The following is a 23,742-nucleotide window of genomic DNA, read 5'->3' as shown; positions in this document are numbered from 1 at the left end:
TCTATTTGCCACGTTGGAACATTTTTAGCATTCTTTGAGTAACAAAGAATCCACCAAAAATATTGATGCTAGCAATCAAAATAGCCACAAAAGCAATGGCAGTCGTTAAACCATTATCATCACCGATTTGCAATATGGCACCGACTAAAATAATGCCCGAAATCGCATTTGTTACAGACATAAGTGGTGTATGTAAAGAGTGGGTGACATTCCAAACAACGTAATAACCCACGACACAGGATAAGGCAAAAACAGTAAAATGACCTAAAAAGCTTTCCGGAACTGAATTAGCAATCCAAAAATAGACGATGATTAATAGTGCCAGAATTCCAAATTTCTTTTGTGGTGCCATTTGTTTCGGTTCGGGTTTCACCATAGGTGTTGTCGCTTTTTGTTGCGGTTGAGCCGATACTTGTATTGGTGGGGCAGGCCAAGTGATTTCTTTATCTTTAACCACTGTCACGCCACGAATAACAACATCATCAAAATTGATATCAATATTGCCGTCTTTCTCTTTAGCGAGCAGTTTTAGCAAATTAACAATATTCGTACCATAAAGTTGTGAGGCTTGCGCAGGCATACGATTAGCTAAATCAGTATAACCAACGATTTTAACGTTATTATTGGTTTCAAAAACTTTACCTGGTTTGGTTAATTCGCAGTTACCACCTGTTAGTGCCGCTAAATCTACAATCACACTACCTGGTTTCATTGACTCTACCATTTCTTTAGAAATCAACTTCGGCGCAGGTTTACCGGGGATAAGAGCGGTTGTGATGATGATATCTACATCTTTGGCTTGTTCAGCAAATAAAGCCATTTCAGCTTCAATAAAAGCTGCTGACATTTGTTTTGCATAGCCGTCGCCTGAACCGGCTTCTTCTTCAAAATCTAATTCTAAAAAATCAGCGCCCATACTATTAATTTGTTCGGCAACTTCAGGGCGAGTATCAAATGCCCGAACAATTGCACCTAAACTCACCGCTGCACCGATTGCAGCAAGACCGGCAACACCGGCACCAATGACTAAAACTTTTGCTGGTGGGACTTTACCTGCAGCGGTAACTTGACCGGTAAAAAAACGACCAAATTGATTTGCCGCTTCAATAACTGAACGATAACCAGCGATGTTAGACATTGAACTTAATGCATCAAGTGATTGTGCTCGTGAAATACGTGGCACACAATCCATTGCCATGACTGTTATGTTTTTGGCAGCAAGTTTTTCCAATAACTCTTTATGCTGAGCAGGATAAATATAGCTAATGAGGGTTGATCCTTCTTTCATCAACGCGATTTCTTCATCAGTTGGTGCGTGAAATTTAAGAATTAAGTCATTTTGCCAAATATCTTGAGTATTTTGAATTGTGGCTCCAGCATCAATGAAAGCTTGGTCTTCGAAATGAGCAGCATGTCCAGCACCTTGTTCAACTGAAACTGTAAAACCAAGTTTTAACAGTTGTCCAACAGTTTGTGGTGTAGCAGCAACTCTTGCTTCATTGGCTAACCGTTCTTTAGGTATACCGATATGCATTGCGTTACGTCCTTATGTTAAGTGAGCTTGTAAATGTTTCTCGATTTTAGCATAAATTAGCGACGGTGCGAGTAGGGAATTTATTTTTTATTATCGAAATATTAATATTAAATTTAATAATAATTGGATTTTAAATCTGTGAATTAAAATTAAAATATTTACCCTGCAACCAATGTGATTAAATCTTTTTGATAGTGAACTAATTAAGGAAGAAATAGATGTGTTAGTTTACCTAAAATTGATCATTCCTTCTACTGATAGCTTTGCATTTATTAGAAAGAAAACAGGTTTAGTTGGCTTGTGATTCATCGTATAAAACTTGGAATTTATCAGAACATTCAATAAAAATAGTTCAATTAAAAAGATTTATGGAAAAATCGGTAAATAATGCTGGCGAGATAAAACGTCAACCTATCCCAATTGATATTAAATCGTTGGGATTTTTAGTGTCAGTCTTATAAACACAAAACAGTGTTGTTTTGATTTATACGTAACAATTAATAGCCCTGTAATTTGCTGTTGAGGTTATGGTAAAACCAAGTATTGTCCAATAATAAGTATTAACGAGGTAAAATATGGCCGAATTAAGCCAGAAAAAAAATAGTATGCTAACATTAATGTTTGCATTGCTTGCTGCTTGTGTAGCATTTCAACTCAATGCGAGTATGTTAAGCCCAGTATTAGTCACTATTGCTAAAGAATTAGGTTCCAACGACGCTCAAGTCGGATTATCCCAAACCGCTTTTTTTACCTCTGCTGCACTGTTTTCATTATTTTTACCCCGTTTAAGTGATATAAAAGGTCGTAAAAAAGTCTTAACGATTATGTTGTTTATTATGACATTAGGTACGGTGCTTGCAGCGGTTGCCCCGAATATCGTTGTATTATATATTGCGCGAATTATTCAAGGTGTATCAGGGCCAGTCGTTCCACTTTGTTTACTGATGCTCAGTCATGAAGTTAAAGATGTCAAAAAATATGGCATGTTAATGGGCATTGTGACCGCTGTAAATGGCGGTATTGCTGGCATAGATGCAATTGCCGGCGGTCTGCTTGCAACTTATTGCGGTTTTCGTTCGGTGTTTTGGGTTATTGCGATTTCCGCAGCGCTATCTACCTATTTTGTTCATCGTTATGCACCTGAGTCTAAACCTTCTGAAGGAACCAAAATGGATTGGTTAGGCGTGCTGTTCATTGTGCTTACCGTTGCTGCATTGTTACTAGCGCTAAATGAAGCAGGGAATTTAGCCCTTGCCAACTGGTTTAAAGTCATAGGATTAACTATTTTTGCTGGTATCTGTTTTATTCTATTTTGGAAAACAGAAAAAACCAGTAAACAACCATTAGTAACGATAGTACATTTAAAAACCAGAGCAACTTGGGCAATATTGTTAACCACACTATTAACTATGACAGGGATTTTTGCCGTCGTTAATGGGTTAGTGATGTCATTAGCGCAAAATACTGAAATCGGATTTGGTTTAGAAGCTGATTGGGCTTCACTTATTTTATTAACACCTTATGCCTTAATTGGGTGGTTGATAGGACCATTTTCTGGACGTTTGGCGCCAAGTTTAGGTTACAATAAGGTACTTAAATTAGGTTTAATAGGATGTGTCATTAGTCAATTAATGATCATGTTCTACGGGATTGATTCACTACCGATATTAATTATTGGTGTTATTGCATTAGGTATTTTTTATGCAGGAATGGCGAATATCATTTTAAATGGTCTTGGTATAGTCTTATCGCCTAAAGAAAACTTAGGTTTTCTGCCAGGCATGAATGCAGGGGCTTTTAATTTAGGTGCAGGATTAAGTTTTGCTTTATTGCCTGCTGTACAAATGATAAGTGGTTATACCGTTAAGGGTTATTTTAATGGAATGTTATTAGGATTAATCATTACAATTTTAGCCTTAGTTTGTAGTTTCTTTATTCCTCGACCTGTCGAAGCTGAAGTATAAAATCAAGATAAAAACGGGATTTTTTAATCCCGTTTTTATTGTTTAAATTAATCTTCTTCTGGCATGAGTGTAAAAACTAGTGTTGTAAAAAATTTTTCTTGAGTCGCAAGTTGGCTATCTTTTAGGGGAAAACCTATTTCGACACCTACTACGTTTAAGCCTTGATTAGGAATAGTAATGGTCGCTTGACCTTTATCATCAGTTATAACCGTTTTATCTAAATTATTAACGACATCGATAATAACAGCAGTATTTGTTAATGGCTGATTATCTTTATAGACCGTTACAAGTAAATTATCACCGCGTTTTAATTGGGTTGGATCAACTGCTGGTACTATTTGTAACGGAATATCTTCAACCCGTTTAGGTGCGTTGACGGATGATAAATAATTGACACTGTATTTAATGGCATGGGTTCCTTTATTCGCTCCTTCTACTTTATTCATTGGAAGATTAACATATTTACCCTGTGCATTTTTCGTCCAATAGCCATAATCAAAACTAACTGTTACAACAGCGGTATTGTCTGTCGGTTTAACGGTCACATAATTTTGATGTTTTTTTTGATTAATCGGTAAAGAAGCCCAATTATCATTATAAGCATTTATCTGTTTTACATTTTCCGTTTGATAACCATTATCTAACGGGCCTTCACCTAAAACGATTTGCTTTTGATCAACCCGATTAGCGATCCAAATACCATGAGCAGAAAGCGATTGTGATATCATACAAATAACACTTCCTGATAAGATGAGTACAAATAATTTACGCATGATAAAAATCCTTATATTTTATGAAAATGATAATCATTATCATATCGATATAAAAAAAGTCAATGCTATTTGTGTAATTATTGATCATCAAAAAATGTTTAATATGATAATTAAATATAAAATATGTTTTGTTCGTTTTTGATCGCTTTAGTAATAAAATAATTGCATTACAATTCTTGAATATAAATAACCAAATTGTGTTTTTATTTTTTTGATATATAAAAACATATTATGAATAACAAATCTTAAACTTGCTATTTTTAACTATTACAATTTGTTATATAATCAAAAGTATTTTGTCCTTAACGCAATATATTGTCTTACTCATTTATATTTAGGGCGCATTCAACAATTGAGCATCTATTATTAAGGAACCACTATGATGGATTTTTCCCAATCAGTGCCAGAACTGGTCTCTTGGGCAAAAAAAAATGATTTTTCAATTAATTTGCCAGTTGAACGGCTCGCTTTTTTATTGGCGATAGCCGTCTTAAATAGCGAACGCTTTGATGGTGAAATGACTGAATCTGAATTAATTGATGCTTTCAGGCATGTATCACAAATTTTTGAACAGAGTGAAGATACCATTGCTGTTCGAGCAAATAATGCCATTAATGATTTAGTACGCCAGCGATTAATTACGCGTTTTGCTAGCGAAATGACTGATGGTTATTCAATTTATCGTTTGACCCCTTTAGGAATTGGCATTTCGGATTACTATATTCGTCAACGAGAATTTTCTACGTTACGTTTATCAATTCAGCTTTCTATTGTTGCTCAAGAGCTAAAACGTGCGGCTGATGCAGCACTTGAAGGTGGTGATGATCTTCACTGGCATCGTAACGTTTTTGCACCCTTGAAATACTCCGTTGCAGAGATTTTTGATAGTATTGATATTACCCAACGGGTAATGGATGAGCAACAAGCGGATGTAAAACAAAATATTTCGGCATTATTGAGCCAAGATTGGCAAGCAGCAATTAGTAGTTGTGAAGGCTTACTCACTGAAACGTCACAAACATTACGAGAATTGCAAGATACGCTAGCCGCTGCGGGCGATAAACTCCAAGCAAGTCTGCTCTTGATTCAAGATGCAACCATGGATAATCCTGAACTTGATAAAATCAATAATGTGGTTATGGATTTACAAGGCAAACTTGATCGTATTATTGGCTGGGGACAAAAGGCGATTGATCTTTGGATTGGTTATGATCGCCATGTTCATAAATTTATCCGTACCGCTATTGATTTAGATAAAAATAGAGTCTTTTCACAGCGATTACGTAAATCAATACAAGGCTATTTCGATTTACCATGGTCACTTATTTTTGCCAATGCTGATCGCCTACTTGATATGCGTGATGAAGAACTTGCACTACATGAAGCAGAAGTAACAGGTGAATTACCGTCAGAACTTGAATTTGAAATGATTGAAGAGATTCAAGAACACATTATTGCCCATATCGAACAAAATTTATTGGTCTTCAAACAAGAAAATAAACCACTGGATATGAGTATCGCTATTCATAGTTATCTCGCACAGTTCCCTCGAGAACAACATTTTGATATTGCAAGATTATTTATCGATCAGGCTATTCGTTTAGGGATTGCCGAAAATGATTTACTCGGTATCCCTGCCGAATGGAAACCTATTAACGATTATGGAGCTAAGGTACAAGCACATGTCATCAACAGATACTAAAGATTTAGAATTAGAACAAACAGCTCATCATCTTGATGAAGTCATGGGGCACATTGCGTCAAGTTCCCAAGCATCTATCGATAAATATATGCCCGTTAAATTAGCACAGGCAATTGCCAATCCCCTTTTTCCTGAGCTTGATAGTTTATTGCGTTCCGGACGTCATATCGGTATAGATGAACTGGATAATCACGCCTTTTTAATGGATTTTCAACTCGAACTGGAACAATTTTATCAACGTTATAATGTCGAATTAATTCGTGCACCAGAAGGCTTTTTCTACCTTCGTCCTCGTTCAACAACATTAATCCCACGTTCGGTATTATCAGAACTTGATATGTTAGTCGGTAAAGTCCTTTGTTACTTATATCTAAGTCCTGAACGGCTAGCGCATGAAGGTATTTTTACTTTACAAGAACTCTTTGATGAACTTGTTTCGTTAGCGGATGAAAGTAAATTACTTAAATTAGTTAATCAACGGTCGACTGGATCAGATTTGGATCGGCAAAAGCTATTTGATAAAGTCAAAACGGCACTTAATCGATTACGTCGTTTAGGCATGATATATTTTATTGTAGGAAATGACAGTAGCCGTTTTCGTATCAACGAATCTATCTTCCGTTTTGGGGCGGATGTGCGCAGTAGTGATGATGCACAAGAAGCGCAATTACGTTTAATTCGAGACGGTGAAGCAATCAAAATCGAATCATCGCTTATCCTAGACGATGATAATAACGAAGAACAAGAAGAAGATGTTAATGAGGAGATTGAATAATTATGATTGGACACGGTAAGTTTCACTCATTAACCCTAATAAACTGGAATGGTTTTTTTGCCAGAACATTTGAATTAGATCAACTTGTCACCACGCTTTCAGGAGGGAATGGGGCAGGTAAATCCACAACCATGGCGGCGTTTGTGACCGCATTAATTCCTGATTTAACACTATTACACTTTCGAAATACTACTGAAGCCGGTGCAACATCAGGATCACGTGATAAAGGTTTACACGGTAAATTAAAACCTGGCGTTTGTTATTCCATGCTCGATGTCATTAATTCACGTAATCAGCGAATTATATGTGGTGTTCGATTACAGCAAGTGGCTGGGCGTGATAAAAAAGTCGATATCAAACCTTTTCTATTACAAGGTTTACCTGTTGGCATTAGCCCAACTGAACTGGTAACCGAACGTTTAAATGATAAACAAGCTAGAATTTTATCCTTGCCTGAATTAAAAGATAAAGTCGAAACAATAGAAGGCGTTATCTTTAAGCAATTTAATTCAATTACCGATTATCATTCGGTTATGTTTGACTTTGGTGTATTACCTAAGCGCTTACGTTCCTCATCCGATCGTAGTAAATATTACCGATTGATTGAAGCGTCACTATATGGTGGTATTTCAAGTGCGATTACTCGCTCACTTCGTGATTACTTACTTCCTGAAAATAGTGGTGTACGTAAAGCGTTTCAGGATATGGAAGCGGCACTTCGTGAAAACCGAATGACACTAGAAGCTATTCGGGTGACTCAATCTGACCGGGACCTATTTAAACATCTTATCACTGAATCAACCGATTACGTGGCTGCGGATTATATGCGTCATGCTAACGAGCGTCGTGTACATATTGAATCGGTGCTGGGTTTACGTCGTGATATGTTCAAAACACAAGATTTGCTCATTAGTAACCAGTTCCGCCAAGTTGAAATGGCAAAAGAACTTAAAGAGTTCCAAGATGCACAAAGTGACTTAGAAACCGACTTACAAGCAGCCAATGATCACCTTAATTTAGCGCAAACAGCGCTACGCCAACAAGAAAAAATTGACCGTTATCAAGCTGATTTAGATGATCTCAATTTAAAACTTGAAGAGCAAAATGAAGTTGTACTTGAAGCGAATGAACAGTATCAAACCTATCGAGATCAAGTGGAACACACCGAACACGAAGTTGATGAAATCAAAACGCAATTAGCGGATTATCAACAAGCACTTGATGTACAACAAACTCGTGCAATTCAATATCAACAAGCGCTGCAAGCACTAAAAAATGCTCAATCTTTATGTCAATTACCCAAATTAGGCATAAGTAATATCGAAAATCATTTTGAAGTTTTTGAAGAAAAACAAAAAGAAATAACTGATCAAGTGCTTGAAATGGAGCAAAGACTCAGTGTTTCTGATGCGGCGATAAATCAATTTGATCGGGCATATCAATTAGTGGTGAAATTAGTTGGCGATGTTGTTCGTAGTGATGCTTGGCGTGCAGCGAAAGAAGCATTAAGACAATGGCCGTCACAATGTTATCAAGCTGAACAAGCTGAACATTTACAACTCCAACTTGATGAATTAGAACAACGCTTTTTTGAACAAAAAGAAGCCGAATCACTATTAACCCAATTCTGTAAACGTATTGGTCGCCAAATTGAATATGATCAACTTGACGAGTTAAAACAAGAACTTGAAATACAACTTGATGAAAACGCAATATTGGCCAATGAATCAAGTGAAAAACGAATCGAATTCAGACAAGAACTTGAACAAATTCAATCCAAAATAGCGGATTATCGACAAAAAGCACCAATGTGGATAAAAGCACAAGATGCCTTAATTGCCCTACAAGAGCAAACTGGACAAAGCTTTACCCACAGTCAAGCTGTTACGCAACATATGCAACAGCTACTTGAACAAGAACGCGCATTAGTTACAGAACGCGATCAGATAACGTTCAAACGAAATCAATTAGATACTCAAATTGAACAACTTAATCAACCAAGTGGGGTTGATGATGGTCGTTTATCGGCATTAGCTGAGCGATTTAATGGTGTATTACTTTCTGAAATTTACGAAGATGTCACCATTGATGATGCACCTTACTTCTCAGCGTTATATGGCCCATCACGTCAAGCAATTGTGGTACCGGATTTGTCGCAAGTTAAAGCACAACTTGAAAATCTGACCACCAGTGAAGAAGATTATCCAGAAGATATCTATTTTATTGAAGGTGATCCATCCTCATTTGATGATAGTGTTTTTGATTGTGAAGAGATGAATAAGGCTGTATTGGTTAAAACAGGTGAACGCCAATGGCGCTTCTCCAGTTTTCCAAAAGTTCCGTTATTTGGGCGAGCAGCACGTGAAATTCATCTTGAAAAACTATCATTAGAGCGAGATGAACTGCATGAACGTTATGCTAATCTCTCATTTGATTTACAAAAATTACAACGTATTGAGCAAAATGTTGGTCAATTTATTGGTGAATATTTATCGGTTGCCTTTGATATCGATCCCGAAGCTGAGGCGCAAAAATTAGCGACAAGACGCAATGAAATTGAACGTCAATTAACATCACAAGAATCGATTGATAAACAAAATCAACAGCAAGTTGCCAATTGTAAAGAGCAATTAGTGACAGTAAACCGATTAGTTGCTCAAATGCATTTACTGGCTGATGATGATTTAGCGGATAGAGTAGATGAATTGCGTGAACAGGTTGCTGAAGCACAAGATGCGGCGCAATACGTCAGCCGTCATCGCCATACCGTTTCTGAGCTTGAACCGTTAGTTGCTGTATTACAAAGTGATCCTGAGCAAAACGAAGCATTACGTGAACAATACAACATCGTTAAAGCCCAGCAACACACTATTCGCCAGCAAGTTTTTGCACTTACGGAAGTGATGCAACGCCGAGCTCACTTTAGTTACGAAGATTCAGCTGGAATGTTGAATGAAAATACTGATTTGAACGAAAAATTGCGCGCTCGATTAGAAATTGTTGAAGCACAAAGAACTGAAGCACGCAGTCAAATGCAGCAATATCAAGATAAGTATAATCAATATAATCAAACGTTAGCTTCACTAAAAAGCGCCTTTGAAACTAAACGAGATATGCTTAATGAACTGCATAAAGAAATAGATCAAATTGGTGTGAAAGCGGATGCGATCACTGAAGAGCGTGCTCGAGCTCGTCGTGATGAAATTCATCAAAAACTGAATAGTAATCGTCAACATTGTACGTCGCTTGAAAAGCAGCTCATTATGTGTGAAAGCGAAATGACGCAAATGCAAAAACGACTAGCACAAACACTGCGGGATTATAAACAGCTTAGAGAACAAGTTGTTGAAGCCAAAGCAGGGTGGTGCTTAGTATTACGTTTAGTTAAAGAAAACAGTGTTGAACGACGATTACATCGACGTGAGCTGGCTTATTTAAGTGCAGATGAACTACGTTCAATGTCGGATAAAGCGTTAGGTTCATTACGTTTAGCGGTCAATGACAACGAGCACTTACGTGATGTATTAAGACTATCCGAAGATCCAAAACGACCAGAACGCAAAATTCAATTTTATATTGCCGTTTATAAACATCTTCGCGAGCGAATTCGCCAAGATATCGTCAAAACGGATGACCCAATTGAAGCCATTGAACAAATGGAAATTGAATTATCACGCTTGACCGAAGAATTAACTTCACGTGAGCAACAGTTAGCGATCAGCTCAAAAAGTGTAGCAAATATTATCCGTAAAACTATTCAGCGTGAACAAAACCGTATTCGTATGCTTAACCAAGGTTTACAAGCGGTGGCATTTGGACAGGTGAATGGCGTACGATTAAATGTCACGATTCGTGAAGCTCACTCATCACTGTTAGCGGCATTAGCAGATGACCAGAACGAGCATCAAGATCTCTTCAGCAATAACCGCATAACCTTCTCTGAAGCGTTAGCAAAACTTTATCAACGTTTAAATCCTCATATCGATATGGGACAACGAACCGCACAAAATATTGGTGAAGAATTACTTGATTACCGCAATTATCTAGAAATGGACGTTGAAGTTAATCGGGGTGCAGATGGTTGGTTACGTGCTGAAAGTGGTGCATTATCAACCGGTGAAGCAATCGGTACCGGTATGTCAATACTATTAATGGTTATACAAAGTTGGGAAGAAGAATCCAAACGCTTACGTAATAAAGACATCTCACCATGTCGTTTATTATTCTTGGACGAAGCCGCTCGACTTGATGCCAAGTCTATTGCCACACTCTTTGAACTTTGTGAACGGTTAGAAATGCAGCTTATTATTGCTGCACCTGAAAACATTAGTCCAGAAAAAGGTACAACTTACAAACTGGTACGTAAAGTAATCAACAATCAAGAACATGTTCATGTGGTTGGATTAAAAGGCTTTGCATAACGGAATACTGGATTGATTTATACCACCTCTTTATAGATGAAAGTCGATAAAGAGGTTATTGTCTGATATTAAATTCATCAATTAGCTTTTAATAAAAAGAATATCGAAATTGACTAGGTACGGGTTAACAATATCCAGAAGAGTGCTTTACCTTCATTTTTGAAACCTACAACTATAGAATGCTGAAAATTTAATTAATTGTGATGAAAAACAAAAAATTATTATAAATGAAGATTACCTTGTTATTCTGATAAAACAACAAGGCTGTAGGTGTAAAAATAGGATTAACTAATTTTGTTGATTGGACTGATTATCTTCTGAGTTATTATTTGTTTTTTCTTTAATTTTTTTTACCCTTCCTGAAGCTACTGAGGCCATTCTACCAATTGTGTCTCTTAATATTTTACCATCGTCGGTTTTAAACGATGCTTGTTGTTCAGTACCATTTTGATCCATTTCAAAATAGGCCGCTTCACCAAATCCTAGTTTACTAGCATAGAATAGATGAGGAACACTACCGCGAGTGGAATTATATACTTGTACTGCGGCATTATAAGCTTCTCTTCGTATCAGAACGGAGTTTTCAATTTCATCTAATTGAACCATTAATTGTTGGTAAGTTGTATTGGCTTTTAAATCAGGATATCGATTAGCTAACATTTGAACATTACCTAATATCTGAGAAGTTTGTGACGTGCGGGTAGCTGCGTTGCTAATGCTGTCACTTTCAGTAATGGTAAAGTGTGTAAGCTTTTCGTGATTCCCATAGCTCGAAGCAATATCAGAAAGTCGTTGTGCTATATCTTGTCTCTTTTTGACCGTAGCATAAATATTAGCCTGTGTCTGCTTAACATTTTCGGCTAAACCACGTAGTTTATTATAGGCAAAGAATAACCAACCGGTGATAAAAATTAGAATAATAATAATAGTTGATAACATACATATCCTTATTAAATATCCAATAACTCTTATGTCTAACTATAAGATTGTTAAATTGATGATGCAAATTAACATAAAAATACAATTTTAACAACTAGTTGTTAATTATAAAATTTTTGAAACTGATTAAGTTTTAAGGAAAATTTAGATATTCACATAGGATATTTCTTATTTTAGTTATCGCCATTATCATTGATTTGAAAAGATAATTTTAGAAATGATTTTTTAGTAAATTAACGTGAGTTTTCAATACAAATTGAGTTAGAAGAATAAAATTCTAATTTGTGGTGACCGATTAAATTTCATTTTTAAAGAAAAATATAAGTTAATATAATTAAAAAGCAAATTATCGATTTGCTAATCCTTATTATATTAACTTATTTGCTGACATTATTTTGAACTAATAATTGCTCAAGTCTGATTGCCAAAGGATATACGGATCATAATCATCATCCCCATCAGGTAAAGCTCCTGTTTTTGGCGCCTGTGTAAAATCGGTTTCAGCTAATTGACCATTATCGAGATACTCTATTTTCCATATCAATAAATTCTTTCTGCTTTCGGGTTTATCAAGGTTGTAACTAATATGAGAAAGTGAATTATGATAAATAATTTGTCGCCAGCAAGCATCAGAATTTTTAATACAGTATTTGATACTAATTGGCTGATATTTTTTGCCATCTTTCAATAACACGGGTATGGCTTTTTGTTCTTGGCTATCAACAAAAAATGACAAAGAAAGATTATCGGCTAAATGAGCTTTATATTCAGTATAATCGGTATTTGTTTGTGACTGAGGTTGTTTTTGGAAACTATTTTGACTTTCATCTGCATAACTATTACTACCATACAAACTACATAAGAATAATATAGGAATGAATTTTTTCATGATATATTCCATTGTTTCGTTTAGTAAATTGGATTAAGTAATATAGCCAAATGATTAAAGGCTAATAGAAAAGCTATAACAAAAAAAATTAGTTATAGCGTACTTAATAGAATAGCTTAAAAAGAAAATAATATGTAGTCATTTCTTGTTAGTGTAGTGATAACATAAGAAAAATTAACCAGTATTAACAAATATTAATCGCAATTTAAAAAAAGAGAATAATTTAAGTGATTAAGCCTTATATCAACCAATACCTTAACCTTATTCAAAAGCAAAGGAATAAAAATAATCAAACCAAATTAAACTCAAAACTAAATTGTTGCCGTCTGATAACGAATAATCTTTATCTTGTAATTTAGCTTTTTTGATTTGAGTAACTGTTAATGGGCTGGTTAAACAAGCCATAGTGATACGATTTTTAGTTTTATGAGATACGTATACCTAAATAATGTGGTTCTAAATATATCTTATGGACGCTTGAAGAATAGCAAACTAGGCTTTAAGGCTTATTTATGCTGATTTTGATGTGTTTTTAAAGGATTTTGAAGAATGTTGCTGATTATTGAATTGGTGCCGTGGGCGGGACTTGAACCCGCATGCCCTTAGAGCACTACCCCCTCAAGATAGCGTGTCTACCAATTTCACCACCACGGCGCCGTAATTAATTTGGAATATCCGATGTCGGATTATCATTTGTTGTTTGTTGTGTTGCTTGTTCGCTTGTATTTTGTTGTGTTGTCACAGGCGTACTTTCATTCACGTCAATGTGACTGAATTTACTGGTACCGACCATGTTAGATAACACAATGCTTAATGCAAAGAATAGCACACCTAAAACGGTAGTTGTACGTGTTAAAAAGTTACCACTGCCTGATGAACCAAATAAGGTTGCAGATGCACCTGCCCCAAATGAAGAGCCCATTTCAGCACCTTTACCACGCTGTATTAATACTAGTACAATTATTGCTAAAGCAATAACCAAATAACCTGCTATTAAAATTCCGTACATTTTAACCTGTCACTTTTTAAGTGTTATACAACAAAAATTTATAGATGCGAAATATTAGCGAAAGTGTGACAAACAAGCAAGTATATTTTCTTATTTTCTGTATTTATCGTAATCAATTGTATGTTTCCGGGGTAAAAATCAGTATAATGTCGCCATTTTTATTATAGTATCGTTGTTTTATGAAATTTATTGTTAAGCTGTTTCCTGAAATTACCATTAAAAGTGAATCTGTTCGTTTACGTTTTATAAAAATATTGACCAGTAATATTCGTAACATTTTGAAACGTCATATTGAAGACGTTGCGGTTATTCGTCATTGGGATTTTATTGAAGTCCGTCCAAAAGTTGCCAACAGTGAAGCGCAAATTCTTGATTTATTAATCCGGATTCCCGGTATTCATCATATTTTAGCGGTCGATGAGCTGCCTTATGTGGATATTCATGACATATTCGAAAAAGCATTGAATTACTATGCGCCGTTAATCGAAAACAAATCATTTTGTGTAAGGGTTAAACGTCGAGGAAAACATGATTTTACCTCGATTGATGTTGAGCGTTATGTCGGTGGGGGGCTTAATCAATATGTTGCTTCATCTAAAGTGAAATTAACTCGCCCTGACATTACCGTTAATTTAGAAATTGATAAAGATAAGTTGTTGCTTGTTAAAGGTCGATATGATGGTATTGGTGGGTTTCCAACAGGCACACAAGAAGATGTGATTTCGTTAATTTCAGGCGGTTTTGATTCTGGTGTGTCAAGCTATATGCTCATTAGACGTGGCTGTCGTGTTCATTATTGCTTTTTTAATCTTGGCGGTAAGACACATGAAATTGGTGTTAAACAGATGGCGCATTATTTATGGGAGCGTTTTGGGAGTTCGCATAAAGTCCGTTTTATTGCTATCGATTTTGCCGACGTGGTAGGTGAGATTCTTGAAAAGGTGGATGACGGTCAAATGGGCGTTATTCTTAAACGAATGATGATTCGAGCTGCCTCAAAAATTGCTCAGCGCTATAAGGTCGAAGCGTTAGTGACTGGTGAGGCTTTAGGGCAAGTCTCAAGTCAAACTTTAACCAATTTACGCTTAATCGATAATGTTAGTGATACTTTAGTGTTACGTCCTCTTATTACGCATGATAAAGAAACCATTATTAATCTTGCTCGTCAGATTGGAACGGAAGATATTGCTAAAACGATGCCAGAATTTTGTGGTGTGATTTCGAAAAGTCCAACCGTGAAAGCAGTAAAAGAAAAAATTGAAGCCGAAGAGTTGAATTTTGATTTTTCTATTTTAGATAAGGCGGTTGACGAAGCTGAAAATATCGATATCCGCGAAATTGCTAAACAAGCCGATACAACTATCAAGCAAGTAGAAACTGTTAGTAAACTTAATGATGAACATGTGGTTATTGATATTCGTTCCCCAGATGAACAAGAAGATCAGCCTCTTGAATTAAGCGATGTTGAAGTTAAGCTTATTCCATTTTATAAGTTGGCCACTCAATTCGGCGATTTAGATCAATCTAAGCAATATTTACTTTATTGTGCACGAGGTGTAATGAGTAAATTACAGGCTTTATACCTTATTGAACAGGGTTTTTGTAACGTTAAAATATTTAAAGAATAAAATTGCTAAGAATTTTGTATATTGTTAGCACTTTTTGCATATATAATAACGGTAAGGAAAAAATAAAAGCTATATCAATAATAGGATTAATTTTAATTAAAATATAAATATTATGAATCAATAGGATTAAGAGGGTTGTAATGAACAAATTACTTGTAGTTGATGATGATCCAGAGATAGCCTCGTTGTTGTGTGAATTATTAGAATTAGAAGGATTTGAAGTTGTAACAGCTAATAATGGAGTACAGGCTTTAGATAAGTTTGATAATACCATTGATCTTATATTACTTGATATTATGATGCCTGAAATGAATGGATTAAGTGTTTTATCTCAACTTAGAAATAAATACACGGTTCCAGTTATTTTTTTAACAGCTAAAGACAACGAGTTTGACAAAATTATTGGACTTGAACTTGGTGCAGATGATTATATCTTGAAACCATTTAATGATAGGGAGTTAGTTGCGCGGATTAACGCACTATTACGTCGTAAACGTTGGGATAATTTAGTTGGTGGCTTTGGTGAGAAGTCTCTTCAATATACGATTGATAAATTAACCGTTAATCGAAAGCAACAATCTGTTTCTTTTGATGACAAATATATTGAATTAACAGGCACCGAATTTCAAATATTATTAAAACTTCTTGAAAATGCAGGAAAAATAATTTCTCGTGATACCTTGAGTGAAACAGTGCTTGGTAAAGAGTTTATTCCTCTTGCGCGTTCAATTGATGTTCATGTTTCTAATTTACGTAAGAAGCTTCCACCCCGTAGTGATGGCTTACCGTGGATTAAAACATTGCGATCTAAGGGCTATCTATTTGTCGTAGATCAGAATGATGATCTGTTACAAAGTTAGATGTTGTTTATTAAAAAGGTAAGAAGATATGTGGATTTTTGATCGTCTGACTATCCGAATATTCACTATATTCTTACTGACAATAGCTTTTTTTTTGATGCTGATTATCGTTTTGCCGACTCTGGATTCCCGAAATTTAACTTATTTGGCGAATAAAGAAAAAGAAACTGGCAATATACTCGCTAATCAGCTCGAAAAAGAGCTAATCAATGTTCCTAAAAATAGTTTTCGTTGGTGGATGCGTTTTATTGTTGTTATGGATAATCATCAAAAATCCGAACAATTCTTATTTATCTTAACACCCAATGAGCAAATCATAACCGCAGATACTAAAAACATAGATTTAGTAAAAAACTTTAGTGAAAAATCTCATAATGTTGATGATCCTGCTAAAAAGATTTATGGTTCGCAAGAAATCATCGGTCCATTTCTGGTTAATTACGCTAAAGAGCAATATAAATTGTATGTTTTACAACCAGCATCGGATATTCAATCGCAGTTTGTTAGCCTTATCTTCGATCATCCCTTTTTGTTGTTAGCATTAACGATGTTAATTAGCTCGCCATTTTTACTTTGGTTATCTTGGAGTATCGCAAAACCAGCAAGACGTTTAAAAAGTGCAGCTGATCAGGTTGCTAAAGGTAATTTACAAGAGTGGCCAGATCTCGAAACAATTGGTTCTTCTGAGTATAAAGCAACAGGTGCAAGTTTTAACCATATGTTACGGGAACTGAAACGAATGCAAGAATCTCAGCAACGTTTGTTTTCCGATATCTCTCATGAATTACGAACACCATTAACACGTTTACAGCTTGCCGCATCATTATTGCGTCGTAAGCAAGGCGAAGGCACAGAAGTCACTCGTATTAATAATGAAGCCTTAAAACTCGATGCCATGATTGGAGATTTATTATCATTAGCCAGACATCAATATGATAATAATGAGATTCGGGAATTAAATAGTATTAATGTGTTATTTAAGCAAGTGCTTGATAATGCCACATTTGAAGCAGAACAAATTGGAAAAGATTTCTTAATTATGAATCCACCCAGCAATCAGACTATTTTGTGTTATCCAGCGGCGTTATGTAGTGCGCTTGAAAATGTAATACGCAATGCTTTTCGTTATTCAAATCATAAAATTGTGGTGGATTTTGTCGCGCATCATAAACACCTAACTATTACTATTGACGATGATGGGTTAGGGGTGGCAGATAATGAATTAGAACAGATCTTTAGACCCTTTTATCGTACCAGCGAAGCACGAGATCGTGAATCAGGTGGGACAGGTTTAGGTTTAGCTATTGTTTGTAATGCGATTACACGAGACCACGGAACTGTTAAAGCAGAGAAAAGTCCGTTAGGGGGACTAAGAGTTGTGATAGTATTGCCTATCCAAAATAAAAAATAGAAGAGAATTGTTGTGTCTAAAGCGCCATTAAATATTGTTTTGTTCGAACCCGAAATTCCTGCTAATACAGGTAATATTATCCGTCTTTGTGCAAATACGGGCTTTAATTTACATATTATTGAACCAATGGGATTCTTTTGGGATGATAAAAAACTTAGGCGTGCAGGATTGGATTATCAAGAGTTTGTCGATGTAAAACGTTATAAAAATATTCATCATTTTTTAGAATCAAACCAACTTGATTTAGCCACCCAAGTTTATGCATTAACCACAAAAGGGCAAAAGTCACATAGTGAAGTTAGTTATAAACACAATGATTTTTTGATGTTTGGCCCAGAAACACGGGGATTACCAGCTTCTATACTTGATGCGCTTCCACAAGATCATAAAATTCGCATTCCTATGTTAGCCAATAGCCGTAGCATGAATTTATCTAACTCCGTTGCGGTGGTAGTTTATGAATCATGGCGACAATTAGGTTATATCGGTGCTAAATAACTATTTAGTCGTTGTTTGAAAAACTGGAAATGAAGGATAAAAAAGAGTTTAGATATTTTATCAATGTTAACAAGTAACTTTGTGAGCGTTGTTTGGAATATAGCTAGACTATTTAAGCCTCGCTATATTCTTTCAATCGTTAAGATACTTAACCGATTTTATTTAACACGTGAAACGTATTCGCCTGAACGTGTATCAACTTTAAGTACTTCACCAATTTGTACAAACAGTGGTACACGGACAACAGCACCAGTTGATAATGTTGCCGGTTTACCGCCAGTTCCTGCTGTATCACCTTTTAAACCTGGATCTGTTTCGATAACTTCAAGTTCAACAAAATTAGGTGGGGTAACGGCGATAGGTTGTCCGTTCCATAATGTTAAGATACATTCTGCTTGATCAACTAACCATTTAGCGTTGTCTCCAACCGCTTTCGCATCAGCAGATAATTGTTCAAATGTGTCGTTATTCATGAAGTGCCAAAATTCACCGTCGGTATATAAATAGGTTAAGTTCATATCGACAACATCGGCTGCTTCAACAGATTCACCAGATTTAAACGTTTTATCAACGGTTTTACCAGAAAGTAATTTTTTAATTTTAACGCGGTTAATTGCTTGCCCTTTTCCAGGTTTATAAAATTCGTTTTCAACAATTACGCACGGCTCACCATCTTGCATTATTTTAAGACCGGCTTTAAACTCATTAGTACTATAAGATGCCATAAAAGCTCCAACTATCATTCTGAATTACAAAAATGAGCCATATTATACAGCAAAAAGTTGAACTACCAAATAAAGATGACTGGATTTTTGATCTTGCTAATGTTGTGACCGATATCAAGCAACTTTATTGTTATTTAGATTTGGATCCAGATACGATTTCTATGTCAATGAAACAAGTGAAAAAACAGTTTCCGCTTCGAGTTCCTATGGCTTTTATTCATCGAATGAAGAAGGGTGACTATACGGATCCGCTATTGTTACAAGTGCTTTGTAATGATAATGAAATGATTGAAGTTAGTGGTTTTAGTGCCGATCCGTTGCTAGAACAAGATAACGCCATTCCGGGATTATTGCATAAATATCACAATCGAGCCTTGTTGATGACTAAAACGGCGTGTGCAATTAATTGTCGTTACTGTTTTAGGCGACATTTTCCGTATCATGAAAATCAGGGTAATAAAAAAAATCTTACTGTTGCATTAGATTATATTGCGAATCATCCAGAACTTGATGAAATCATATTATCTGGTGGTGATCCATTAATGGCTAAAGATCATGAGTTGGATTATTTAATCAGTGAATTAGAAAAAATTAAGCATGTTAAGCGGCTACGCATTCATACCCGTTTAGCGGTAGTGATTCCTTCTCGTATTACCGCTACACTTTGTCGACTTTTTGCTAAAAGTCGTTTACAAATTGTTGTTGTCACGCATATTAATCATCCTAATGAAATTGATGATGATGTGTCACAAGCGGTTAATCAATTAAAGCAACATAATGTGACCGTTCTTAATCAAAGTGTGTTATTGAAAAATATTAATGATAATGTGACGACGTTAGCACAATTGAGTAATAAGCTGTTTGATAATGGTATTTTGCCTTATTACATACATTTATTAGATAAAGTACAAGGTGCCGCTCATTTTTTAGTAGAAGACAAGCACGCTAAACAATTAATGAAGCAGTTATCTGAACAGGTATCGGGTTATTTAGTTCCTAAATTAGCACGTGAAGTCGGCGGTGAAAAAAGTAAGCGAGTCCTAACTTTTAATGATTAATTTATTCGAAATTAAAGGGTGACATGATATCTGATACTTACGGCAGTGATGACTATTTTAGGTTATTTTTATATCATTTATCTTTTAAAATCTCATTGACGAAAAATAAAATAGCCTCTATAATTCCGACCTCTTTAATTAATGCTGTGGAGTTTTAACTCTACAACTTGTTGATAAATTAGATTTGGATATAAATCGTCATGAAACGCACATTTCAACCATCAGTATTAAAACGCAACAGAACTCACGGTTTCCGTGCACGTATGGCTACTAAAAACGGTCGTCAAGTTCTTGCTCGCCGTCGTGCTAAAGGCCGTGCTCGTTTAACTGTTTCTAGCTAATTTAAAGTTGAGTGACTAAACTCACTTTTCCTCGGGAGTTGCGCTTGTTAACTCCCTTTGATTTCAATTATGTTTTTCAAGAATCCACACGCGCGGGATCGCCTTTCCTTACGCTAATTACTCGTAAAAACCAGTTATCGCATCCACGTTTGGGATTTGCTATAGCTAAAAAGCAGGTTAAGCGAGCACATGAGCGTAATCGGATCAAACGACTTGCTAAAGAGTATTTCCGTCATCATCAACATCAATTACCTAACATTGATTTTATTTTAATGGCGAAGCAACCTGTTATAGAATTAGATAATCAACAACTTTTCGCTACATTAGATAAACTATGCCAAAAAATTGTCGGCAAACACCAGATGTGAACAAAATTTTATTGATTATCAAACAGCATGTAATGGCTTGTAAATTATTGATAATAAATATTTTTGTTTTAATGATTCGTGTTTATCAAAAAGTCATTAGCCCTTTATTTGGTCCAAAATGTCGCTTTACCCCAACGTGTTCTCAGTATGCAATAATTGCGCTAAGACGCTTTGGATTATTAAAAGGAGGTTGGCTAACAGTGAAACGTGTATTAAAATGTCACCCTTTACATGAGGGAGGAGAAGATCTTGTTCCTCCTAATATTAAAAACAATAGAGAAAAACACTAATGGGATCTCAACGTAATATTTTAGTTATTGCTTTACTTTTTGTATCGTTTTTTATTTGGAAGGCTTGGGAAGAGGATCATGCCCCTAAACCACCTATTACCAATCAAATGACACAACATGTTAGTGATAATGATTCGAATGATGCTTCACTGCTTGGTAAGAGCATTATTGTTAAATCTGATGTTCTTTCACTTACCATTAATACTTATGGCGGTGATGTGCAAGCGGCTCAATTATTAAAATATGAGCAGACTCTCCATTCAGGTACACCTTTCCAATTGTTAACCTCACGTCCTGATTATGTTTATATTGCCGAAAGTGGTTTAACCGGTAAAGATGGCCCTGATAATGCGACGCAAAACTCTCAACGTCCTGTTTATCAAACAGCGCAGACCGAATATACGTTAGCTGACGGGCAAGATGAACTGTGCGTACCGCTCAGTTATCAAATCAATGGCGTGAAATACACTAAATATTATGTGTTACATCGTGGCAGTTATGCAATTGATGTTGAGTACGCAATTGATAACCAAAGTTCAACGCCTGTTGAAGTTGCGATGTATGGGCAGTTAAAACAGACTATTGAGTTACCTCATGATGCCGTGACTGAAGGCGGTGGTGGATTAGGGCTAAGTGCTTTCCGTGGTACGGCTTACTCTAGCGCTGATACAAATTATAGCAAATACAGTTTTGATGATATTAAAAATAAAGCGTTATCTATCGAAACAACAACAGGCTGGGTTGCGATGTTGCAACACTATTTTGCATCGGCTTGGGTTCCAACACAGGATCAGAAGAATTTATTCTATTCTCGAGCTGCAGCGAAGAATTCGCAAGCAACCATTGGTTTTAAAGGTGAATCCACGACAGTGCAAGCAGGCAGTACGCAAACGATTAGTGCAAAATTGTGGTTAGGGCCTGAAATTCAAAGCGAATTAAAGCAAACAGCAAAACATCTTGATTTAATTGTGGATTATGGTTGGTTATGGTTCTTATCTCAACCTCTATTTTATTTATTGAAATTTATCCAAAGTTTTGTTGGTAATTGGGGAATTGCAATCATTGCTATCACGTTTATCGTTCGTGGTATTTTATTCCCATTAACACGTGCGCAATATCGCTCAATGGCTAGAATGAAGTTATTACAACCTCGTTTACAAGCGTTAAAAGAGCGTTATGGTGATGACCGACAAAAAATGGGCATGGAAACCATGGCGCTTTATAAGCAAGAAAAAGTGAATCCGTTAGGGGGGTGTTTACCACTGTTGATTCAAATGCCAATTTTCTTGTCATTATTCTATATGTTAGGTAATAGTGTCGAACTCCGTCATGCGCCATTTGCCCTTTGGATTCATGACTTATCAGCACAAGATCCATATTATATTTTACCGTTATTAATGGGTGGGACAATGTTCTTAATTCAAAAGATGTCACCAACACCTGTCACAGACCCATTACAACAAAAATTGATGACCTATATGCCATTAATCTTTACAGTATTCTTCTTATGGTTCCCATCTGGCTTAGTTTTATACTATATTGTCAGTAATTTATTTACGATTGCGCAGCAACGTATTATCTATTGGGAATTAGAGAAAAAAGGTCTTCACGAAAAGAAAAAGAAATAATGAGAATTTGAAGGAGGAGTAAAATCCTCCTTTTTCGTATCTGTTTTTGAGTATTAATTAATTATGAATATACAGCAACAATTACATTTAACCGGAGATGAAAAGGGATATTGGTTTGTTAGTCAAAATGGGCGTCTATGGTTACCGAATGGTAAAGTGCCGTTTGGACAAGCAAATGAACTGGGTTTTACTCAAGAGCTTGCACAACCAATCGGTGAATGGAATGGACAAACGGCTTGGCTTATTTGCAATCAAATGAAAAACTCTATGAGTTCTATTCGATCTTTGCTTACCTATGAAGCCGATCAGTCATTATTCCATATGGCAGGGCGAGCAGTTCAATTATCTGAATTTTATCGTTCTCACAAGTATTGTGGCTATTGTGGAAGCAAGATGTATATCAGTAAGACGGAATGGTGTTGTATGTGTGATAACTGTAAAGAGCGTTATTATCCACAAATCTCACCTTCTATCATTGTTGCTATTCGAGATAAAAATAAAATTTTACTTGCAAAGCATGTTCGTCATAATCAGGATGATTTATATACTGTCTTGGCGGGATTTACTGAAATTGGCGAAACAATGGAAATGGCCGTTAAGCGAGAAGTTTTCGAAGAATCCAAGATACAAATAAAAAATATCCGTTATGTGGCATCACAACCGTGGCCATTCCCTAATTCGCTAATGATGGCGTATTTAGCTGATTATGACAGCGGAGAGATACAAATAGATAAAAACGAATTAGTTGATGCTGGTTGGTATCATTATTCCAATCTTCCTAAAATCCCAGAATATGGCACAATAGCAAGACGGTTAATCGAAGATACTATTGCGCTATGTCGTGATTACGATAAATTTGGTGAAGATTAAAGTTGTTTTATCGGTTTAATGAATATTTTTAAGTTTAAACGTTTTCATTTTGTTTTCTT

20 protein-coding genes and 1 tRNA gene are annotated in these 23,742 nt (G+C 35.8%); 14 read left to right on the top strand and 7 right to left on the bottom strand.

The annotated features are described in order from the left end of the window. Nucleotide 1: 1 nt before the first annotated feature. On the bottom strand, nt 2-1,534 hold the full coding sequence (pntA, locus tag ACGH46_RS07265; RefSeq protein WP_411605027.1) for a Re/Si-specific NAD(P)(+) transhydrogenase subunit alpha: 1,533 nt from the start codon (nt 1,532-1,534) through the stop codon (nt 2-4). A 575-nt stretch (nt 1,535-2,109) separates the two neighbouring features. Here pntA and ACGH46_RS07260 point away from each other — a divergent pair. Beyond that, the gene (locus ACGH46_RS07260; RefSeq protein WP_411599069.1) at nt 2,110-3,498 is read left to right on the top strand and encodes an MFS transporter; all 1,389 of its coding nucleotides are present in this window, start codon (nt 2,110-2,112) and stop codon (nt 3,496-3,498) included. A gap of 47 nt (nt 3,499-3,545) precedes the next feature. Here ACGH46_RS07260 and ACGH46_RS07255 read toward each other — a convergent pair whose 3' ends face one another. Further along, on the bottom strand, nt 3,546-4,271 hold the full coding sequence (locus tag ACGH46_RS07255) for a DUF4198 domain-containing protein (RefSeq protein ID WP_411605025.1): 726 nt from the start codon (nt 4,269-4,271) through the stop codon (nt 3,546-3,548). Between the two features lie 379 nt (nt 4,272-4,650). Here ACGH46_RS07255 and mukF point away from each other — a divergent pair, with 379 nt between their 5' ends. Genes mukF through mukB form a run of 3 tightly spaced genes read left to right on the top strand, consistent with a single transcriptional unit; the run spans nt 4,651 to nt 11,169 of the window. Beyond that, entirely contained in the window at nt 4,651-5,973 is a 1,323-nt protein-coding gene (gene mukF / locus ACGH46_RS07250; RefSeq protein ID WP_267352378.1) for a chromosome partition protein MukF, read from the top strand. A gap of 43 nt (nt 5,974-6,016) precedes the next feature. Beyond that, the gene (gene mukE / locus ACGH46_RS07245; protein WP_411605103.1) at nt 6,017-6,748 is read left to right on the top strand and encodes a chromosome partition protein MukE; all 732 of its coding nucleotides are present in this window, start codon (nt 6,017-6,019) and stop codon (nt 6,746-6,748) included. Nucleotides 6,749-6,750: 2 nt separating this feature from the next. Continuing rightward, nucleotides 6,751-11,169: a chromosome partition protein MukB gene (gene mukB, locus ACGH46_RS07240; protein ID WP_411605022.1), complete on the top strand. Its 4,419-nt coding sequence runs from the start codon at nt 6,751-6,753 to the stop codon at nt 11,167-11,169. 288 nt (nt 11,170-11,457) lie between these two features. Here the strand turns inward: mukB and ACGH46_RS07235 are convergent, their stop codons facing one another. The 4 genes from ACGH46_RS07235 to secG all read right to left on the bottom strand — a co-directional run bounded on the left by ACGH46_RS07235 (nt 11,458) and on the right by secG (nt 14,006). After that, nucleotides 11,458-12,108 (bottom strand): LemA family protein, encoded by a 651-nt coding sequence (locus ACGH46_RS07235; protein ID WP_267352375.1) that lies wholly within the window; start codon nt 12,106-12,108, stop codon nt 11,458-11,460. 400 nt (nt 12,109-12,508) lie between these two features. Continuing rightward, on the bottom strand, nt 12,509-12,997 hold the full coding sequence (locus tag ACGH46_RS07230) for a hypothetical protein (protein WP_267352374.1): 489 nt from the start codon (nt 12,995-12,997) through the stop codon (nt 12,509-12,511). Between the two features lie 568 nt (nt 12,998-13,565). After that, nucleotides 13,566-13,651 (bottom strand) — tRNA-Leu (locus ACGH46_RS07225). 7 nt (nt 13,652-13,658) lie between these two features. Further along, a complete protein-coding gene (gene secG / locus ACGH46_RS07220) occupies nt 13,659-14,006 on the bottom strand; it encodes a preprotein translocase subunit SecG (RefSeq protein WP_267361386.1) in 348 nt (115 codons plus the stop codon). A 179-nt stretch (nt 14,007-14,185) separates the two neighbouring features. On the opposite strand from secG, the gene thiI reads away from it, so the two are divergent. The 4 genes from thiI (at nt 14,186) to trmL (ending at nt 18,403) form a co-directional block, all read left to right on the top strand. After that, nucleotides 14,186-15,634 (top strand): tRNA uracil 4-sulfurtransferase ThiI, encoded by a 1,449-nt coding sequence (thiI, locus tag ACGH46_RS07215; RefSeq protein ID WP_411605019.1) that lies wholly within the window; start codon nt 14,186-14,188, stop codon nt 15,632-15,634. 140 nt (nt 15,635-15,774) lie between these two features. Further along, nucleotides 15,775-16,494: a response regulator gene (locus ACGH46_RS07210; protein ID WP_065558927.1), complete on the top strand. Its 720-nt coding sequence runs from the start codon at nt 15,775-15,777 to the stop codon at nt 16,492-16,494. Between the two features lie 28 nt (nt 16,495-16,522). Beyond that, nucleotides 16,523-17,905 (top strand): envelope stress sensor histidine kinase CpxA, encoded by a 1,383-nt coding sequence (gene cpxA / locus ACGH46_RS07205; RefSeq protein WP_411589936.1) that lies wholly within the window; start codon nt 16,523-16,525, stop codon nt 17,903-17,905. A 12-nt stretch (nt 17,906-17,917) separates the two neighbouring features. Continuing rightward, complete coding sequence (gene trmL, locus ACGH46_RS07200) at nt 17,918-18,403, top strand: tRNA (uridine(34)/cytosine(34)/5-carboxymethylaminomethyluridine(34)-2'-O)-methyltransferase TrmL (RefSeq protein WP_411589935.1); 486 nt, start codon at nt 17,918-17,920, stop codon at nt 18,401-18,403. Between the two features lie 158 nt (nt 18,404-18,561). On the opposite strand, the gene efp is transcribed toward trmL, so the two are convergent. Further along, nucleotides 18,562-19,128 (bottom strand): elongation factor P, encoded by a 567-nt coding sequence (efp, locus tag ACGH46_RS07195; RefSeq protein WP_034882790.1) that lies wholly within the window; start codon nt 19,126-19,128, stop codon nt 18,562-18,564. Nucleotides 19,129-19,160: 32 nt separating this feature from the next. Here efp and epmB point away from each other — a divergent pair, with 32 nt between their 5' ends. The 6 genes from epmB (at nt 19,161) to nudC (ending at nt 23,683) form a co-directional block, all read left to right on the top strand. After that, nucleotides 19,161-20,186: an EF-P beta-lysylation protein EpmB gene (gene epmB / locus ACGH46_RS07190; protein ID WP_411605017.1), complete on the top strand. Its 1,026-nt coding sequence runs from the start codon at nt 19,161-19,163 to the stop codon at nt 20,184-20,186. Between the two features lie 200 nt (nt 20,187-20,386). Continuing rightward, nucleotides 20,387-20,527: a 50S ribosomal protein L34 gene (gene rpmH, locus ACGH46_RS07185; RefSeq protein ID WP_039105005.1), complete on the top strand. Its 141-nt coding sequence runs from the start codon at nt 20,387-20,389 to the stop codon at nt 20,525-20,527. 11 nt (nt 20,528-20,538) lie between these two features. Continuing rightward, entirely contained in the window at nt 20,539-20,895 is a 357-nt protein-coding gene (gene rnpA, locus ACGH46_RS07180) for a ribonuclease P protein component (protein WP_267352369.1), read from the top strand. 32 nt (nt 20,896-20,927) lie between these two features. Continuing rightward, entirely contained in the window at nt 20,928-21,185 is a 258-nt protein-coding gene (gene yidD / locus ACGH46_RS07175; RefSeq protein ID WP_267352429.1) for a membrane protein insertion efficiency factor YidD, read from the top strand. Next, nucleotides 21,185-22,813 carry a membrane protein insertase YidC gene (gene yidC / locus ACGH46_RS07170; RefSeq protein ID WP_411605015.1) on the top strand — a complete coding sequence of 543 codons (1,629 nt, stop codon included), beginning with the start codon at nt 21,185-21,187 and terminating at the stop codon, nt 22,811-22,813. Before yidD ends, yidC begins: the two co-directional genes overlap by 1 nt. 63 nt (nt 22,814-22,876) lie before the next feature. Further along, nucleotides 22,877-23,683 carry an NAD(+) diphosphatase gene (gene nudC, locus ACGH46_RS07165; RefSeq protein WP_411605013.1) on the top strand — a complete coding sequence of 269 codons (807 nt, stop codon included), beginning with the start codon at nt 22,877-22,879 and terminating at the stop codon, nt 23,681-23,683. Nucleotides 23,684-23,742 lie beyond the last annotated feature (59 nt).

The sequence above is a fragment of the Gilliamella sp. CG22 genome, from assembly GCF_046635725.1.
Lineage (GTDB): Bacteria > Pseudomonadota > Gammaproteobacteria > Enterobacterales > Orbaceae > Gilliamella > Gilliamella apicola_I.
This window is presented reverse-complemented; position numbering and strand designations above follow the sequence as displayed.